This is a genomic window from Lacinutrix himadriensis, from assembly GCF_001418105.1.
Classification (GTDB): domain Bacteria; phylum Bacteroidota; class Bacteroidia; order Flavobacteriales; family Flavobacteriaceae; genus Oceanihabitans; species Oceanihabitans himadriense.
Map to the genome: position 1 here is coordinate 1 of NZ_LIQI01000018.1, position 18,125 is coordinate 18,125.

18 protein-coding genes and 1 pseudogene are annotated in these 18,125 nt (G+C 32.2%); 8 read left to right on the top strand and 11 right to left on the bottom strand.

The genetic code is table 11. The features are described 5' to 3' along the window. From AMD28_RS18595 to AMD28_RS05320, 6 genes and pseudogenes are all read left to right on the top strand, one after another. Positions 1-1,077 (top strand): annotated as a pseudogene (locus tag AMD28_RS18595) (gliding motility-associated C-terminal domain-containing protein); the annotation flags it as partial. A 49-nt stretch (positions 1,078-1,126) separates the two neighbouring features. Continuing rightward, positions 1,127-1,249, top strand: coding sequence for a hypothetical protein (locus AMD28_RS19000; protein WP_275077395.1), 123 nt, complete (start codon positions 1,127-1,129; stop codon positions 1,247-1,249). A gap of 29 nt (positions 1,250-1,278) precedes the next feature. Beyond that, on the top strand, positions 1,279-2,778 hold the full coding sequence (locus tag AMD28_RS05310; RefSeq protein WP_152975552.1) for a T9SS type B sorting domain-containing protein: 1,500 nt from the start codon (positions 1,279-1,281) through the stop codon (positions 2,776-2,778). A 14-nt stretch (positions 2,779-2,792) separates the two neighbouring features. After that, positions 2,793-3,371, top strand: coding sequence for a PorP/SprF family type IX secretion system membrane protein (locus AMD28_RS19065; RefSeq protein ID WP_338035224.1), 579 nt, complete (start codon positions 2,793-2,795; stop codon positions 3,369-3,371). Positions 3,372-3,376: 5 nt separating this feature from the next. Further along, complete coding sequence (locus AMD28_RS19070; protein ID WP_338035227.1) at positions 3,377-3,724, top strand: PorP/SprF family type IX secretion system membrane protein; 348 nt, start codon at positions 3,377-3,379, stop codon at positions 3,722-3,724. A gap of 78 nt (positions 3,725-3,802) precedes the next feature. Next, a complete protein-coding gene (locus tag AMD28_RS05320; RefSeq protein ID WP_055443121.1) occupies positions 3,803-5,737 on the top strand; it encodes an OmpA family protein in 1,935 nt (644 codons plus the stop codon). Positions 5,738-6,128: 391 nt separating this feature from the next. On the opposite strand, the gene AMD28_RS05325 is transcribed toward AMD28_RS05320, so the two are convergent. Continuing rightward, positions 6,129-6,623, bottom strand: coding sequence for a CAP domain-containing protein (locus tag AMD28_RS05325; protein WP_055443122.1), 495 nt, complete (start codon positions 6,621-6,623; stop codon positions 6,129-6,131). A gap of 166 nt (positions 6,624-6,789) precedes the next feature. Further along, complete coding sequence (gene pdxH / locus AMD28_RS05330) at positions 6,790-7,437, bottom strand: pyridoxamine 5'-phosphate oxidase (protein WP_055443123.1); 648 nt, start codon at positions 7,435-7,437, stop codon at positions 6,790-6,792. A 66-nt stretch (positions 7,438-7,503) separates the two neighbouring features. Between pdxH and AMD28_RS05335 the strand changes: the two genes are divergently transcribed. Both AMD28_RS05335 and AMD28_RS05340 read left to right on the top strand, forming a co-directional pair. Continuing rightward, positions 7,504-7,932 carry an SRPBCC family protein gene (locus AMD28_RS05335; protein ID WP_055443124.1) on the top strand — a complete coding sequence of 143 codons (429 nt, stop codon included), beginning with the start codon at positions 7,504-7,506 and terminating at the stop codon, positions 7,930-7,932. A gap of 56 nt (positions 7,933-7,988) precedes the next feature. Beyond that, a complete protein-coding gene (locus AMD28_RS05340; protein ID WP_055443125.1) occupies positions 7,989-8,411 on the top strand; it encodes a hypothetical protein in 423 nt (140 codons plus the stop codon). Here the strand turns inward: AMD28_RS05340 and AMD28_RS05345 are convergent. From AMD28_RS05345 to AMD28_RS05385, 9 genes are all read right to left on the bottom strand, one after another. After that, on the bottom strand, positions 8,408-9,313 hold the full coding sequence (locus AMD28_RS05345) for a ribonuclease Z (protein WP_055443126.1): 906 nt from the start codon (positions 9,311-9,313) through the stop codon (positions 8,408-8,410). The two genes, AMD28_RS05340 and AMD28_RS05345, sit on opposite strands and share 4 nt — an antisense overlap. A gap of 72 nt (positions 9,314-9,385) precedes the next feature. After that, positions 9,386-9,718 carry a hypothetical protein gene (locus tag AMD28_RS05350; RefSeq protein WP_055443127.1) on the bottom strand — a complete coding sequence of 111 codons (333 nt, stop codon included), beginning with the start codon at positions 9,716-9,718 and terminating at the stop codon, positions 9,386-9,388. 3 nt (positions 9,719-9,721) lie between these two features. Continuing rightward, positions 9,722-10,651: an aspartate carbamoyltransferase catalytic subunit gene (locus AMD28_RS05355; RefSeq protein WP_055443128.1), complete on the bottom strand. Its 930-nt coding sequence runs from the start codon at positions 10,649-10,651 to the stop codon at positions 9,722-9,724. Between the two features lie 109 nt (positions 10,652-10,760). Further along, entirely contained in the window at positions 10,761-11,300 is a 540-nt protein-coding gene (gene pyrR, locus AMD28_RS05360; protein ID WP_055443129.1) for a bifunctional pyr operon transcriptional regulator/uracil phosphoribosyltransferase PyrR, read from the bottom strand. A gap of 121 nt (positions 11,301-11,421) precedes the next feature. Further along, positions 11,422-12,549: a T9SS type A sorting domain-containing protein gene (locus tag AMD28_RS05365; RefSeq protein WP_083478244.1), complete on the bottom strand. Its 1,128-nt coding sequence runs from the start codon at positions 12,547-12,549 to the stop codon at positions 11,422-11,424. A gap of 85 nt (positions 12,550-12,634) precedes the next feature. Continuing rightward, positions 12,635-14,479: a 30S ribosomal protein S1 gene (gene rpsA, locus AMD28_RS05370; RefSeq protein WP_055443131.1), complete on the bottom strand. Its 1,845-nt coding sequence runs from the start codon at positions 14,477-14,479 to the stop codon at positions 12,635-12,637. A gap of 966 nt (positions 14,480-15,445) precedes the next feature. After that, a complete protein-coding gene (gene cmk / locus AMD28_RS05375) occupies positions 15,446-16,141 on the bottom strand; it encodes a (d)CMP kinase (protein ID WP_055443132.1) in 696 nt (231 codons plus the stop codon). 139 nt (positions 16,142-16,280) lie between these two features. Then, on the bottom strand, positions 16,281-17,300 hold the full coding sequence (gene porQ, locus AMD28_RS05380; protein ID WP_055443133.1) for a type IX secretion system protein PorQ: 1,020 nt from the start codon (positions 17,298-17,300) through the stop codon (positions 16,281-16,283). Positions 17,301-17,354: 54 nt separating this feature from the next. Beyond that, entirely contained in the window at positions 17,355-18,125 is a 771-nt protein-coding gene (locus AMD28_RS05385) for a muramidase family protein (RefSeq protein ID WP_083478245.1), read from the bottom strand.

Consider the following 18,125-nt stretch of genomic DNA (forward strand, 5'->3'; position numbering starts at 1 on the left):
GGTACAGATAGCTGTGATACAGATGCGGTATTTGATGTAACTTCAGATTATGTATTTACGAACCTTACTTCTACTTGTGGAGCTGGTGGTACAATCCTAGTTACGTATACGGTAGCAGACGATTGTGGTAATGAAACATTACTTACTGCAACACTTACTCTAGAAGATTCTATTGGTCCGGACTTAACGTCTTGTACAGTTGTTGATGAAACTATAGAATGTAACGGTACAGATAATGAAACAATCGCTAACGATTGGAATGCAGCAAACATATTAGCACTTCAATCTTGTGGTACAGATAGCTGTGATACAGATGCAGTATTTGATGTAACTTCTGATTATGTATTTACGAACCTTACTTCTACTTGTGGAGCTGGTGGTACAATCCTAGTTACGTATACTGTAGCAGACGATTGTGGTAATGAAACATTACTTACTGCAACACTTACTCTAGAAGATTCTATTGGTCCTGACTTAACAGCTTGTTCAGTTGTTGATGAAACTATAGAATGTAATGGTACAGATAATGAAACAATCGCTAACGATTGGAATGCCGCTAACATATTAGCGCTGCAATCTTGTGGTACAGATAGCTGTGATACAGATGCTGTTTTTGATGTAACTTCAGATTATACATTTACTAACCTTGCTTCCACTTGTGGCGCTGGTGGTACAATCTTAGTTACTTATATCGTATCCGATGATTGTGATAACGAAACGATTCTTACTGCAACACTTACTCTAGAAGATTCTATTGGTCCAGACTTAACGTCTTGTTCAGTTGTTGATGAAACTATAGAATGTAACGGTACAGATAATGAAACAATTGCTAACGATTGGAATGCAGCAAACATATTAGCACTTCAATCTTGTGGTACAGATAGCTGTGATACAGATGCTGTTTTTGATGTAACTTCAGATTATGTATTCACCAACCTTGCTGCTACTTGTGGCGCTGGTGGTACAATTACTGTTACCTATACAGTTGCTGATGATTGTGATAATGAAACCATACTTGTTGCTGTTCTTACGCTTAACGATTCTATCGGTCCGGACTTAACATCTTGTCAGTTGTAGATGAAACTATAGAATGTAATGGTACAGATAATGAAACAATCGCTAACGATTGGAATGCCTAAATTTAGCATTCAATCTTGTGGCAGATAGCTGTGATACAGATGCAGTATTTGATGTAACTTCGATTATGTATTTACGAACCTTCTTCACTTGTGGAGCTGGTGGTACATAAGTTACTATACGGTAGCAGACGATTGTGGAATGAAACATACTTACTGCAACACTTACTCTAGAAGATTCTATTGGTCCGGACTTAACGTCTTGTACCGTTGTGATGAAACTATAGAATGTAACGGTACAGATAATGAAACAATCGCTAACGATTGGAATGCAGCAAACATATTAGCACTTCAATCTTGTGGTACAGATAGCTGTGATACAGATGCGGTATTTGATGTAACTTCAGATTATGTATTTACGAACCTTACTTCTACTTGTGGAGCTGGTGGTACAATACTAGTTACGTATACGGTAGCAGACGATTGTGGAAATGAAACAATACTTACTGCAACACTTACTCTAGAAGATTCTATTGGTCCGGATTTAACATCTTGTACGGTAGAAAATGAAACGATTGAATGTGATGGAACGAATAACGAAACTTTAGCAGATAATTGGAATGCAGCTAATATCTTAGCACTTCAATCTTGTGGTACAGATAGCTGTGATACAGATGCAGTATTTGATGTAACTTCTGATTATGATTTTACTAATCTTGTAGCTGCTTGTGGTCTTACTGGTTCTATAGAAGTTACTTATGTTGTAAAAGACGATTGTGATAATGCTACAACACTTACTGCTACACTTACTATAGTAGATAATACAGCTCCAGATGCAACTAATTGTGTAACCGATCAAACATTAGATTGTGATGGAGAAAACAATGAAGCAATTGCAGACCAATGGAATGCAGAAAACATTGCAGCTCTTGAAGCTTGTGTTACCGATGGTTGTGATTTAGACTTTACTGGTCAAATAACTTCAGATTATAACTTTGCTGATTTATCTTCTGCTCCTGGTTTAGGTGGAATGCTAGATGTTCAATATATAATTACAGATGATTGTGGTAATGAAACAGAAGTTTATGCGATGTTAACATTACAAAACAATTCTGTTAGTGCTAGTGATATAACGCTATGTAATACAGATGAACTTGAAGCTCAAGTTTACGATTTATTCGACCTATTAAATGGTTACTATGATGATAGTGGTACATGGGAAGTTATTTCTGGTGATGCTACAATTATTGATGGTCATTATTTCGATCCATTAAGCATTACGCTAACTGGTGAAAATGTTGGTGTAGATATTGAATTTAGCTATACGGAAAATGATTCTGCTTGTCCAACTTACGTTGAAGCTTCTATTGAAGTTCATAACAGATGTTTCGTATTGAACTGTGGTGAAGATGATGTTGAAATTTCTAACGCAGTAACTCCTAACGGAGATCAATACAATGAATTCTTTGAAGTTAGTGGTGTTGAACTTTGTAATTATGTAATAGATGTAAAAATATTTAACCGTTGGGGAGCATTAATTTATGAATCTCATGATTATCAAAATAATTGGGCTGGTACTGCACACAACAATTCTGTTGGTGGCGCTAATACCGTTCCTGATGGTACATATTATTACATAGTAACTTTAAAAGAAAGTGGAATTGATCCTATAAATGGATATATCTACGTAGGAACCAAATAAAAATATTAACCTATATGAAACTTATAAAAAAATATATTGTTGCATTTGCGTTATTAAGCTGTACTGTTGGATTTACGCAACAATTACCACAGTTTACACAATACATGTATAATACAATATCCATCAATCCTGCCTATGCAGGAAGTAGAGAAACACTAAGTGTAGTTGGTCTTCATAGAAGTCAATGGGTTGGCTTTAAAGGAGGTCCAATAACCCAAACACTTTCTGCACATACACCCCTTACCAACGAAAAAATTGGTGTTGGTTTATCTTTAATTAATGATAAACTAGGGTATCAAGATTTCTCTTATATATATGGTGATTTTTCATACACCATAAATACAGGTGAAAAAACAAAATTAGCATTCGGACTAAAAGCTGGATTTACACAATACAGCCTTAGTGCTACGTTAAGAGGTAATGAACCTGAAGATCCTTCCATTTATGGTGTGGAAAATAGATGGAGTCCAAATATTGGTGTAGGATTCTTTTGGCATACACAAAAATGGTATATGGGATTATCTGCTCCTAGAATTCTAAACACAGATTATAACAAAGAAGGAAATTCTAGTGGCGTACAATATGAAGCATAGAAAGAATCAGTTATTATTTTACAGGTGGTTATGTATTCACATTAAGTGAGAATACAAAATTCAAACCAGCTGCTTTAATAAAAGCTACTAACGGTGCTCCTCTTTCTTATGATCTTACTGCAAACTTTTTGTTTCATGAAAAACTTTGGTTAGGTGCATCTTACAGAATTAATAATTACACTTCCGCATTTGGTGCAATTGCAGATTTTCAAATCTCTAAAGAAATCAGAATTGGTTATACCTACGAGTATCCTTTATCCGATATCAACCAATATACAGGAGGAACACATGAAGTTTTATTAATGTTCGAAGTATTTAAAGTGAAACGTATTAAATCCCCTAGATATTTCTAAAATAGGTGTTCAGATAAAAACGTGTAATTTTATTATATGTTAATTGCTTCTGAAAGTTAATAAGAAAATAAGATACAGATGAAAACAAAAGTTATATTAATATTATTAGTTCTTTGCAATACCATGCTATTTGCACAGGTAAAAGTTGCAGACAATTATTTTAGAGACTATGCGTATATCAAAGCAAGTGAGTTATATGAATCTGCTGTAAAAAAAGGAGATAGTAGCGAGCATGTGTTAACACGACTAGGAGATTGTTATTACAACAATTCTAATTCTGAAAAAGCTGCTATGTGGTATGGAAAAGCGGTAAATAAATACGAAAAAATAAATCCGGAATTTATTTACAAGTACATCCAATCTCTAAGAAGTTTAGGAGAATATGAAAACGCAAACACTTGGATCACTAAATTTAAAGAACTACAAACTAGCGATAAAAGAGCCGAAGATTTTGAAATCATGGATCTTGCCAAATACAAAGAACTCTCCTCTACCGAAGGAAAATATGTAAAATTTTCTGCACTAGGAATAAATACAGAGTTCTCCGAATTTGGAGGATATGTTCATGACGGTAGCTTTTACTATGCTTCTACTAAAGTTACAGGAGAAGGTGGTAGTGGTAAAATTTACAAATGGAACGAAGAACCATATTTAGATATTTTTTCAGGAACCATTGAATATGGTGAAGAAGAAGTAACTATTGAAGACATTAAAGCGCTTTCTGAAGATGTAAATTCAGAATTTCATGAAGCTACAGTTGCTATTACAAATGATGGCAAAACCATGTATTTTACAAGAGATAATATTAATCATCGTAAAAAGATTTCTTATGATGATGAAGGGACCTCTTATTTAAAAATATATAAAGCAACCAAATCTGGAGAGAAATGGGGTAATATTGTAGAACTTCCTTTTAATGACAAGGTCTACTCTACTGGTCATCCTGCGTTAAGCGCAGATAACAAAACATTATATTTTGTATCCGATCGAGAAGGTGGTTTAGGTAGTACAGATATTTATAGTGTAGAGATAAAAGGTTCTGGAGCTTACGGTACACCAGAAAACTTAGGAGCGAAAATTAATACACCAGGTAGAGAGATGTTTCCTTATGTTGCCAAAGACAGTACTTTTTACTTTTCATCAGACGGACACATAAGTTTAGGTTTATTAGATATTTTTAAATCTAATATGATTAAAGTTACAGATAAAGATTCAATTACAGATCCACAAAATTTAGGTGCTCCTTTTAATAGTAGATTTGATGATTTTGCATTCTTTATAGACTCCGATAAGGATAGAGGTTTTCTATCTTCTAACCGAGAAGAAGGAAGTGGTAGTGATGATATTTACCAATTTGGTTCTTACCAATGTAAACAAGTAATTAAAGGGGTTGTAAGAGATAAAACTACACTATTACCTATTCCAGAAGCAAAAGTGAAACTTCTAGACGAAACAGGAAAAGAACTTGAAGAAATAATATCTGATGAAAATGGAGAATATGAATTTGAAGTAGAATGTGAAAAGAAATACACCGTTATTGGTAGTAAACTAGATTATAGAGACGATATACAAGAAGTAGAAACTACAGATGTTCCTGAAGAAGAACAAGTGCAAGATTTACTATTGACTCCATTTATTGTAAATAACGAAATTGTAATTAATCCTATTTTCTTCGATTACGATAAATCTAACATTAGACCAGATGCTGCTTATGAATTAGAAAACATTGTTACCGTAATGAAGAATCATCCAAAAATGCATATCAAAGTCGAATCACATACAGACAGTCGTGGTAAAGATGAGTATAATATGAAACTATCGGATAAACGAGCTAAGTCTACTAGAGATTATATTATTTCTAGAGGTATAACTTCCGACAGAATTGACAGTGCCATTGGTTTTGGTGAATCACAATTAGTAAATAGATGTGATAATGCACATAGAAAAATTTGTTCTGAAGAAGAACACCAAGAAAACCGTAGATCTAAATTCATTATTACTAACGAATATTAATATAGTATAAGATGTTACTTTATAATTTATTGTAAAGCTTTCCTAACAACATCGTATACTTAAAAAGCCACTCTATATAGAGTGGCTTTTAATTTATAAGAAACTTAATCTTTTAAAGTATTATTAAAACGCCATTACACTAAAAAAATAAGTACCAATAACCGTTTATGCGAATAAACAATCTACTCGTATTCTATAAATAAAACACCACACTACATATCAAGTAATCTAAGGTAACTACTCTATTTAGTGTGGTCTTTCATCTATAAAATCTAGAGGCTTCAAGCATTATTAAGAAATTATATTAACCTTTAAACTAAAAAAGAGGCTCACATAGAACAAAAAAAAAACCACTCCTAAAGAGTGGTTTTTTTATTATAAAATTCTTAATTTATTTCTTTACAAATATATTCGTAAAATACCAATATCCATTTTCATCTTGTTCTGCTGAAATATCAAAATGCGTATAATCTCCAACTATAGCTCCTCGATGACTTTCACTATTAATCCATGCATTAACTACTGAAGCTGGACTACTATAGCCATAAGCTACATTTTCTGAAACTCTATTGGCTCCAGCATATTGTTTTAAAAATGCACTTCTTTGCGAAAAATTATCATGAGAAATATTACTAACTTCTGCCATATAATCGGAATGCTCAAATGCTTGAGATTTTATCAAATCTAAAGGTGCTAATGTATTTAAACCTTCATTAATTCTATATTCATTTAAAAGTTCTAGAATTTCAGTTTCAATAACTTTAGTCTCAGGTACTACATATTCACTGTTAACGTTTTTTGCTTCATGATCATTATTTTCTGTTGAACACGAAAACGTGGTAAACAGTACTATTAATGCCATAAGCCATAAAGTAGGTTTTTTCATGGTTAAGGTTCTTTAGATTTGGGAGTATAAATATACAATTCAAGTCCAAAAAAAATGTTAACGAAATGTTAAAATCGATAAACGACGTGTATTTCATCGAATTTATAGTGTAGATAATCGATTAAGAAGGAATTAACCTACAACAAAAAAGCTTTTAGTCGATTTTTTAAGGAGATAATCGATTTTTAACCCAAAACCATTCTTTATCAAGCGTATAACGTATTCTATCATGTAGTCTATTTGCTCTTCCTTGCCAAAATTCCATTTCAACAGGCTTTACAATATAGCCTCCCCAAAACTCTGGGCGTTCTATTTCCTTTCCTTCAAAATCAGCTTCTAATGCTTTTAATTTAAGCTCTAAAGCTTCTCTGTTTTCTAGTATTTCACTTTGGTTAGAAACTAATGCGCCCAATTGACTTCCTCTAGGTCTAGATTCAAAATAACCATCGCTTAAATTTGCTGCTATTTTTTCTACTTTACCTTTAATTATAACTTGTCGTTCTGCAGCTTGCCAAAAAAAAGAAATACAAACATTTGGGTTGTTAGCTATTGCTTTTCCTTTTTCACTATTATAATTGCTGTAAAAAATAAAACCTTCATACGTATACTTTTTAAGCAACACTACTCTACTCCTTGGAAAAGAATCCATACCTATGGTAGATAAAGTCATTGCATTGGTTTCGTCTTCCGGGAAATGTAGATCTACTTCATGAAACCATTTTTGAAATAATTCTAAAGGATTTTCGGGAGTATCTTTTAATAAAAGCGCTCCTTTTTCGTAAGATTTTCTGTAATTTCCTAAGTCTTTTTCCATACCTGCAATTTACAAGTTTTTAGATAATGTCTAAATGCTTTTTGTAACTTTATAAAAAATGAATTCATGAAATTTACCTGTACTATAGATATTAATGTATCAAGAGATAAAGTAGTGTCTGTCTTTTTAGATCCCACCAAGCAACAATATTTTCAGGATGGATTTATTAGTAAAGAGATTTTAAGCGGAAAGATGCATCAGGTTGGCACAAAATCTAAATTACTTTATAAGAAGTTAGAATTAATAGAGACTATTCAAATAAATGACCTTCCAGAAGCTTTTCAAGGGTTATATGAACATAAACATACTACCAATACCATGCATGTTACTTTTATTGCTTTAAATAATGAAACTACTCGTTATGTTTCAGAAATAGAATATATAAAGCTTAATGGATTTATGGTCAATACTTTATTTAAATTATTCCCAGGAATGTTTAAAAAACAAGTAGAAAAATGGATGCTTCAGTTTAAAATTTACATAGAGAGAGCTTGAGTATACTTTGTATTTTGGGTTAAAATGAATACTTTTACAAGACCTAAACTACTATAATGAGATTTGAAGATTCTGCGATTAGCAAACAACATATATTTACAAAAAAGACACTTGGTTTTGGAGAGTTCTTCTTATTAGATAATTTTATAATTGCCGAAATGAATGAGGGAATTCACTTGTCCTGGAATAAAATTTCTAAAATTATTGATATGGTTCTAGACCACTACGGAGAAGATTGCAGGATTGGTTATATTTCTAACAAAACAAATTCCTATTCTTTTGAACCAAATCATTGGTCTAATTTTTTTGAAAACTATGACTTTGTTGTTGCAAGTGTATCTGTTTATTATTCAGAATTAAGCTTTAATAATGCTACTTTAGAAAAACTATTCTCTAAAAAGAGTCTAAAACGATCCGATTCTATTGAAGAAGCAATTTCTTGGATATTAGATTTAGATGAATTTAAGAAAGCGTATTAAAACTCAAAAAGTTTTCCATCTTCAGCCAATTTTACATTTTTAAAAATAGTATCTGCTTCGGTTTTAAATTCTTTTAAACCATTATACCTTGTAGAATAATGTCCTAGAATCAATGTACCTACATTGGCTTTATATGCTATTGTTGCGGCTTGTTTTGCAGTACTATGCTTTGTAGGAGCAGCAAGACTTTCATTTTTTTCTAAAAAAGTAGATTCATGATAAAGTACATCTACCTCTTTAATAATTGGTATTATTGCTTCAGAATATGCTGTATCGCTACAAAATGCATAGCTTTTAGCTTTATTTGCTGGTTTGGTGACTTTCTTATTATCAATTAAAATACCATCTTCATTTTCAACATCATGTCCTTGTTTTAACTTTCTGTAATACGCTACGTTAATGTTAGCTTCTTCTACTTTAGAAATATCTAACTTTCGTTCTCCTTCCTTTTCTTTAAATAGAAAACCATTGGTATATATTCTGTGGTCTAGTGGAATGGTATGTACTTCTACCGTATCATCTTCAAAAATAATTTCAGAAGTTGTTGCATTCAATTCATGAAAGATCAATGGATAATTAGTCCAAGACTTTGCAACTTTCATTTGAAGTGTAATAATTTCCTTCAGTCCTTTTGGTGCATGAATGTGCAATTCTGTTTCGCGAGTAAGTAATCTAAATGTAGAAATAAGACCAACCAAACCAAAAAAATGATCGCCGTGTAAATGCGAAATAAAGATGTGTTTAATTCTATTAAACTTCACTTTATGCTTACGCAATTGCACTTGAGTACCTTCACCACAATCGATTAAAAACATGTGGTTATTTATTTCTAATACTTGAGCTGTTGGATTGGTATTAACCCTTGGAGTTGCACTATAACAGCCTAAAATGCGTAGTTTCATTAATGAATGTTAATTTGTTTTTTGTAAATCTGTTGTCTCGGATTGCATAAAATATAATCCACAAATAAACATTTAAAAACCTAAGTCGCGTTCCATTTCTTCCATCTCAATAATATCATGTGCTTCTTGTAATGTTGGCACAACAATTATTTCATCGGGAGTTTCAGCAATATTGATTTTATCTGAAACAATAACAAAAGATTTCTTAGCACCTCTATGTTTTTTTGATACTTGCAAAAACTCTACAATATTTTCTACTGTAACTGGTTTTAAGCTTGTTAAATTAATAATTACATTATCGTTTTTAAACCTTTCATACAATACATCTAGTTTTTTTACTAACTCAATTACGGATGCTTTTTCTTGCGTAATAATGGTGATATTTTCTTCTTTATCAAAAATCATAATTTATTGTTTTATTTTAGAAGCTAATAAATATATTACTGCCATCCTAATTGCTACCCCATTTTGTACTTGATCTAAAATAATTGCTTGTTTAGAATCTGCTACATCACTAGTGATTTCTACTCCTCTATTTATAGGTCCAGGATGCATGATGGTTATTTCTTTATCTAAGGAATCTAGTAAGGTTTTATCTACTCCGTATTGCTGTGCATATTCTCTAGTTGTAGGAAAATAGCTAACATCCATTCTTTCATTCTGTACGCGTAACATATTTGCTACGTCACACCAATTTAATGCTTTACGTAAGTCGGTTTCCACTTTAACACCAAGTTTGTCTATATACTTTGGTATTAATGTTTTTGGTCCGCAAACCATCACATTTGCTCCTTGCAATTGCAGTGCAAAGATGTTAGATAATGCAACACGACTGTGTAAAATATCACCAACAATAACTACGTTTTTACCTTTTACCTCTCCTAGTTTCTCACGTATAGAATAACTATCTAATAGTGCTTGTGTTGGATGTTCATGTGCTCCATCTCCTGCGTTTATAATACTTGCATTTACGTGTTTTGATAAAAACACACCTGCTCCAGGATTTGGATGACGCATCACTACCATATCTACTTTCATAGAAAGTATATTGTTTACGGTATCTATTAAAGTTTCTCCTTTTTTAACAGAAGATTGTGCTGCTGAAAAGTTAATGACATCTGCAGAGAGTCTTTTTTCTGCGAGCTCAAAAGATAATTTTGTTCGTGTAGAATTTTCGAAAAATAAATTGGCAATAGTAATATCACGAAGTGAAGGCACTTTTTTAATTGGTCTGTTAATCACTTCTTTAAAATGATCTGCAGTTTTAAAAATGAGTTCGATATCTTTTTTGTTAAGATATTTAATTCCTAATAAGTGATTTACACTTAACTCGCTCATGTTTTTTAGTATTCAGTTTGCAGTATATAACCTGCTTAATTATTTAAAATATTTTTTTTGAAACACTTCAAATGCGCTCCATATAACATTATTACACTTTATAACAATATTAATTATTCACTAAATAAACGGCATCTTCCCCTTCGTTTTCTACCCAATTTACTTTAACTTTTTCTTCATTTATAGCATCTACTTGTCTTCCCCTATAATCTGGTTGAATTGGTAAATGTCTGCTAAATCTTCTATCTATTAAGGTAAGTAGTTCAATTTCTCTTGGTCTACCAAAAGATTGAATTGCTGTTAATGCAGAGCGAATACTTCGTCCTGTGTATAAAACATCATCAATAAAAACTATTTTTTTATCTTCAATAGCACAATCCATTTCTGTAGCATTTGCTTCTAGAGGTTTGTCGCTTCTTCTAAAATCATCTCGATAAAAAGTAATATCTAACTGACCAGATTGTAGGTTTTTAATTTTATAATCTTCCTTTAGCAAAGTAATTAACCGATTAGCTAAGTACTTACCTCTAGGTTGAATTCCTATTAAAACAGTATCCGTAAAATCTTTATGATTTTCAATAAGTTGACAAGCCAGTCGATGAAGAATGATGTTTACCTCTTTTGCGTTAAGTAACACTTTTTGACCCATAGAATATCCAAACGTATTTGGTAAACAAAGATAATGCAAAATTTTAGAAGTTGAAAGACTAATTATATGTAATAAAAAAGCCTCTTATTTCTAAGAAGCTTTTCAACTAAATTATTAGCGTTTATTTTTTGATAATCTTTCTAGTAGTTTGTAAACCATTAGCGTTTATTCTTATAAAATATACGCCTGCACGTAATTTGGAAACATTAACAGCATTAGTATTGGCAGCATATCTAGTGTTTATAACTACTCTTCCGTTTAAATCGAAAACAAGAACCGAAGCATCTTCTACACTTTCTAATTCTATATTTAATATATTATGTACTGGATTTGGAAATATTTTAATTTCTAAATTTTTAAATGAAACATTAGATAAGGTAACATCAGCATCTAAATAATCAGCAATTCCATTGGCGTTGGTATCATCATCTAATGGGTTTCCGTTATTATTATAATCTTCGTTTATGGTTAAAATACCATCCCCATCATCATCATTATCTTCATAATTTTTTAGACCATCGCTATCAGTATCATCATCTAAATAATTAGCATTTCTATTGGCATCTTCTCTTGCATCATCAATGCCGTCGCCATCATCATCTGCAGGAGTACAAGTAGTAATATTTAAAATATAATCGAAAATATTAACTTCAGAATTTACCGTATTTTTCACTTTACTATATATGAATGTATCTGCACTAAATGTAAAAACCGCATTAATAGGATTTAAATCATCTACAGCATCTTGGTAGGATAAGTGATAGGTGACTGTTAAGTCATTATCGGATAAACCACAAAGCATGGCATTATAAATCCTCCCTTCTGTTTGGTATAAATTATTTAAATACGCTGTTTCTACTCCGTCATTATCTACATCGCAAAAATCGAATTGATATTGCCCATTTGGAGGTGGCGGACAACAAGTAAAAGCATTTAATGCAATGGTAATTTGTGAGGTTGCATATGTACCGTTTAAAGTACTGGTTACTCTTGCAAATACGGTTTCGTTATTAGAAGCATAGGTGTAAAAGCGAGTTAATGGATTGGTATTATTTTGAGCATCTAACAAGGATGGATAGTAAGCCACGTTGACATCTATTTGATGCCCTTTTACTTTAGCATTAAGTATAAACAAGTCTATACAATCTGTATTATCAAAATTAATAAAGGTGGCATCATAAGCAACCGTTTGGGCATGCATTATAAAGGAGAAAAGCAATGCGAAAAAAAGGAGTAATTTATGTTTCATAATACATTTAGGTATATGTATAAAGGTATAAAAAAAAAGCCTCTCCAAAAGGAGAGGCTTTAATTATATAAAATTTCTAGAAAGACTATGCTTTTCCGTCTAATTTATCTTTAAGTGCTTGTAAAGCTTCATTAGCATCTCCTAAAGTAGGTTTAGCTTCTGCTGCTTGACTTGCCGCTTTTTTAACAGCTTCTTTTACATTCTTGATTTCTTCTTCTCTAAAGATAGCAGTATGCGAAGCAACTACTCTTTTAAATTCTTTATTAAATTCGATAATCTTGAATTCTGCTGAATCTCCTTTTGTAAGTTTCTTACCATCTTCTTTTTCAAGGTGACGAGAAGGAACAAAGGCAACGATATCTTCGTTAAATTCAATAGTAGCTCCTTTGTCTACAACTTCTGCAATTTCTGCAGTATGTGTAGTACCTAAAGCAAATTCAGTTTCGTATTTATCCCAAGGGTTATCTGTTGTTTGTTTATGACCTAAAGATAATTTACGTCCTTCAACATCTAACTCAAGTACAACTACATCTAAACTGTCTCCAACTGCACAGAACTCAGATGGATGTTTGATTTTCTTAGTCCAAGATAAATCTGAGATGTAAATTAATCCATCAATACCTTCTTCTAATTCAACAAAAACACCAAAGTTTGTAAAGTTACGAACTGTTCCTGAATGTTTAGAACCTACAGGATATTTAGTTGTAATGTCTGTCCATGGGTCTGGAGCCAATTGCTTAATACCAAGAGACATTTTTCTATCTTCTCTATCTAAAGTTAAGATCTGTGCTTCAACTACATCTCCTACAGAAACGAAATCTTGCGCAGAACGTAAATGTGTAGACCAAGACATTTCACTTACGTGAACTAATCCTTCAACACCTTCAGCTACCTCAACAAAAGCACCATAGTCAGCTATAACTACAACTTTACCTTTTACTTTGTCACCTACTTTTACTTCTTCACCTAATGCATCCCAAGGATGTTTAGATAATTGTTTAAGACCTAATTGGATTCTTGATTTGTTTTCATCAAAATCAAGGATTACAACATTTAATTTTTGGTCTAATTCAACAATCTCATTTGGATGGTTGATTCTTGACCAAGAAAGATCTGTAATATGAACTAATCCATCAACACCACCAAGATCAATAAATACACCGTAAGAAGTAATGTTTTTAACAATACCTTCAAGTACTTGACCTTTTTCTAGTTGACCAATAATTTCTTTCTTCTGTACTTCAATATCTGCTTCAATTAAAGCTTTATGAGATACTACTACGTTTTTGAATTCATGGTTGATTTTCACCACTTTGAATTCCATAGTTTTGTTTACATACTGATCGTAATCTCTAATTGGCTTAACATCAATTTGAGAACCTGGTAAGAATGCTTCAATACCAAATACATCTACAATCATTCCACCTTTAGTTCTGCATTTTACAAAACCGTTTACTATTTCACCAGTGTCATGTGCATCATTTACTCTATCCCAAGCTTTAATTACACGAGCTTTTCTGTGAGATAATACTAATTGACCAGTTGCGTCTTCACGAACATCAATTAATACTTCTACTTTATCTCCAACTTTTAAACCTGGATTGTAACGAAATTCGTTTAATGAAATTACACCTTCAGATTTTGCGTTGATGTCAATAATTGCATCACGATCTGAAATGTGAATTACTTCACCTTCTACTACTTCGTCATCTAAAGTATCTACGAAATTTTCGGATACTAATTTTTCAAATTCTTTTAATTGAGAATCTTCAACCTCATCAATACCTTCTTGGTAATTGTGCCAATTGAAATCTGCTAAGAATTTTTCTGGGTTTGCTTGTGCTTCAGAAACTTGAGGAGTTTCTTTTACTACTGCTGCTTCTGTTGCATCTGCAACTTCTGCTTCTACTTTTTTTGCTTTATCAGCCATTTAATTAATTATGCAATTCATTCATGAGTTTTCCGCCTTCGCGGAAACGCAATAAAATTGCAGTTTGTATTCTGCTATGCTTTAGGAAGTTGTTATGCGATAACACACAGAAGTGTTAAAATTGTTTTTGTTTTATTCCTTTTGTCTTTCCATTATTCGCCAAAAGGAGTGCAAAAATACAATTAAATTTTTGATTGCCAAATGTTTTGCTACTGAAAATGAAGTTGCATTTGAAGTTGAAAATTTAATGTTTATAGTCTTTTATACAAAAAGTAATTCCACGGAGATTCACAAAGAGACAAAGTCTCACAGAGAAATTGGAACTATAGGCTTGTTTTTATGTAATTATGGAATATTGGATTGACTGATGAACGTAATAACAAACTCCTCTTTCTTCAGATTAGAAAAAAATCTAAATTCATTCTCCTCTTAAACTTAAGAGGAGAGCTTCTACCTAATATAAATTGGAATTACTTCTTGTTCCTTCCTTCAGCTGAAGGAAGGTGGATGCTACTTTAGTAGAAGTCGGAAGGTTTGACAAAAAAGGCGAAGCACTTTTAATCTTAACTATATGAAGTTGAAAATTTAATGTTTATAGTCTTTTATACAAAAAGTAATTCCACGGAGATTCACAAAGAGACAAAGTCGCACAGAGAAATTGGAATTATAGGCTTGTTTTTATGTAATAATGGAATATTAGATTGACTGATGAACGTAATAACAAACTCCTCTTTCTTCAGATTAGAAAAAAATCTAAATTCATTCTCCTCTTAAACTTAAGAGGAGAGCTTCTACCTAATATAAATCGAAACTACATGCTTGTTTTTATATTATTATGGAATATTAGAATGACTAAACACGGAATCTTATGTCATTTCGAGCTTGTCGAGAAATCTCTATAAAATATTTTAATAACAATTATAACAGAAATACAGTGATTGAACACTGAACACTGTTTACTAAAAACTACTCCTTATCTTCCAGTGTCATAGTAACTAATTTTAAGACTTTATCAAATTGTTCTTCTAACGAAAGATTAGAATTGTCTATTTCTACAGCATCTTCTGCTTTTACTAAAGGGGAATCTTCTCTATGCGAATCTATATAATCGCGTTCTTGCACATTATGTAATACGTCTTTAAAAGACACATCATCTCCTCTACCAATAAGTTCATCGTATCTACGCTGTGCTCTAGTTTCGGCTGAAGCTGTCATGAAAATTTTTAATTCCGCATACGGAAAAACTACAGTACCAATATCGCGACCATCCATTACAACACCTTTATCTTTTCCCATTTGTTGCTGCTGCTTTACTAATTGGTAACGCACTTCTGGAATGGTAGACACCTGACTTACAAAGCTCGATACTTCTAAGGTTCTGATTTGCTTTTCAATATTTACATTATTTAAATATACTTCGGCAAAGCCTAATTCTGAATTAAATGTAAAATGGATAGTAATTTCAGGTAGTTTTGAAACCAAACCTAGCCTATCAAAATGATTTGCATCTATAAATTTATTTTGCATGGCATATAAAGTAACGGCTCTATACATGGCACCAGAGTCTACATAGATATAACCCAAATGTTTTGCAATTTGTTTTGCTACTGTACTTTTTCCGGTGGATGAGAATCCGTCTATGGCTATTGTAATTTTTTGCACTTTATAGGTTTTGGGTTGTAGTTGAATGGATTGATGTTCGTTTGATAGTTTAGTGTACCACTATTGCCTGATTGAGGGCGTAATTTAGCAAATAAAAATTAGATAGAAAACCTAAGAGATCATAGAAACTCAAGCAACTCTAATTCAAATCTAGCTGTACTCCAAAAAAGTTTGCATTTGCTGCACTAGTATATTTTGCGTGTGTATAACTAAAACGAAACTTGTTTAGTTTGATAGAAATTCCTGCAGACAAACCAGAAAAATTACGTTGTTCAACGATACGAAGTTCTTCTGCTCTTCTAAAGTTGTAACCAAACCTAATTTGAAAACCTCCTTCTGGAAAAAGCTCTGCTCCTATTATAGTATGTCTTAATGCTTGATTTAAAAAACCAACTTCCTCTTGGGTTTGGTTTCCTTCTAAATCTGTAGTTGCTCTTGCAGGATTAGAAGCTCCAATTGGCCATTTTTGTAAATTCTCGAAAGTTAAATGCCAACGTATTGGTACAAACTCTAAGGTTTGCGACATACCAAAATCTACCTCAAAAGGTAACGATTCGTTTTGTCCGGCATAGGTAGTAATTTGTGTTCCTGCGTTTCTAAGGACTAAGGTTGCTTGAAACTCGATGTCTTCGTTTATATAAATTAAACCAGCATCAAAGGCAAAACCAATAGAACTATATTCTTCTAATTTAGAAGTGATCAGTTTTACGTTTCCACCTAAATAAAAATCGGAATATCCTATTTGTCTAGAATGACCAAAGGAGACTGCGGCTTCATTCCCTGAAAAGGAAGCGGTAGCATTACCCTGTTCATCATAACCATCAAAACTTCCGTAATTAATATAAGTAACTCCTACGTGATAGGTAAGGTTTCTTCTATCTACGGTATATGCATAAGCTGCAGTACCATAATTTACACCTCCTAAATAGCTGGAGTAATTTAAAGCAAATTGATTATCCATATCTAAATTAATAGTTGCTGGATTAAAAATAGCTTGTGTTACATCATAATCTACATTAGTAAGAACTTTACCTCCAAGCGCTGCTTGACGTGGCGATGACACCAAGTTTAAAAATTGATATGTACTTTCTCCTCCTAATTGCGCATTAGAAGTAACGAAGTATAAAAGACAAAGGCAAGTAAAATATTTCTTAATCATAAAGATGCAAAGTAACTAAATCTATCTTAAAACGCAGATATTAGAAAAATATTTTTATTTAAGCTTTAACTTTTGTCCAATACTTAAATTATTAGATTCTAAACCATTTATTTTTTTTAGCACATCTAACGAAATACCATGCTTTTTAGCGATGTTATATAGGTTATCTCCTTTTTTAACTGTGTAAAAAGAATTTACAATTTTAGTAGAAGACTCTTCCATTTCGTCTTCTTTTACATCCATTTCTTCTTCTATTTCTTCAATTTCCTCTTCAACTTCTTCTATATCTTCTTCAACTTGTTCTAATTCTGTAACTTCTTTTACAGCAGTTACAGGACTAGAATTAGTTACTACAGAAGGTCTATTGGTTGGAGCAGCATCTAAACCCGTTGGTGTTTGTCCTGGGCTTAGTTTTGCAATAATAGTACCTTCTTCTTGACTAATAACAGGGCTACTAGACTTTACAACTATTTTTTTTATGATTTTAAGTTCTTGTCCGATACTCAATTTAGGAGAAGACAACTTATTTTGTTTTAAAACTTCGTCTTTACTTAAATCATATTGTTTAGCAATTTTAGAAATGGTTTCCTTTTTTGCTACTGTATGTATTTTAATATCGGTATATATTACGCCATTGGCTGTGGTCTCTAACTTTGTTGCATCTGTTTTTGCATGTTCTAAAAAAATGTATTCTCCAGTTTTAGTAGAAAGGTATGCTTCTTTTCCTTCTAGATTAATAGGAAGAAACTCTTCAGCAACTTTTGTTTCTTGCGAAAATGTAGCAAACGAAACAAAAAACATTAAAATAAAACTTAGAGACCTCAT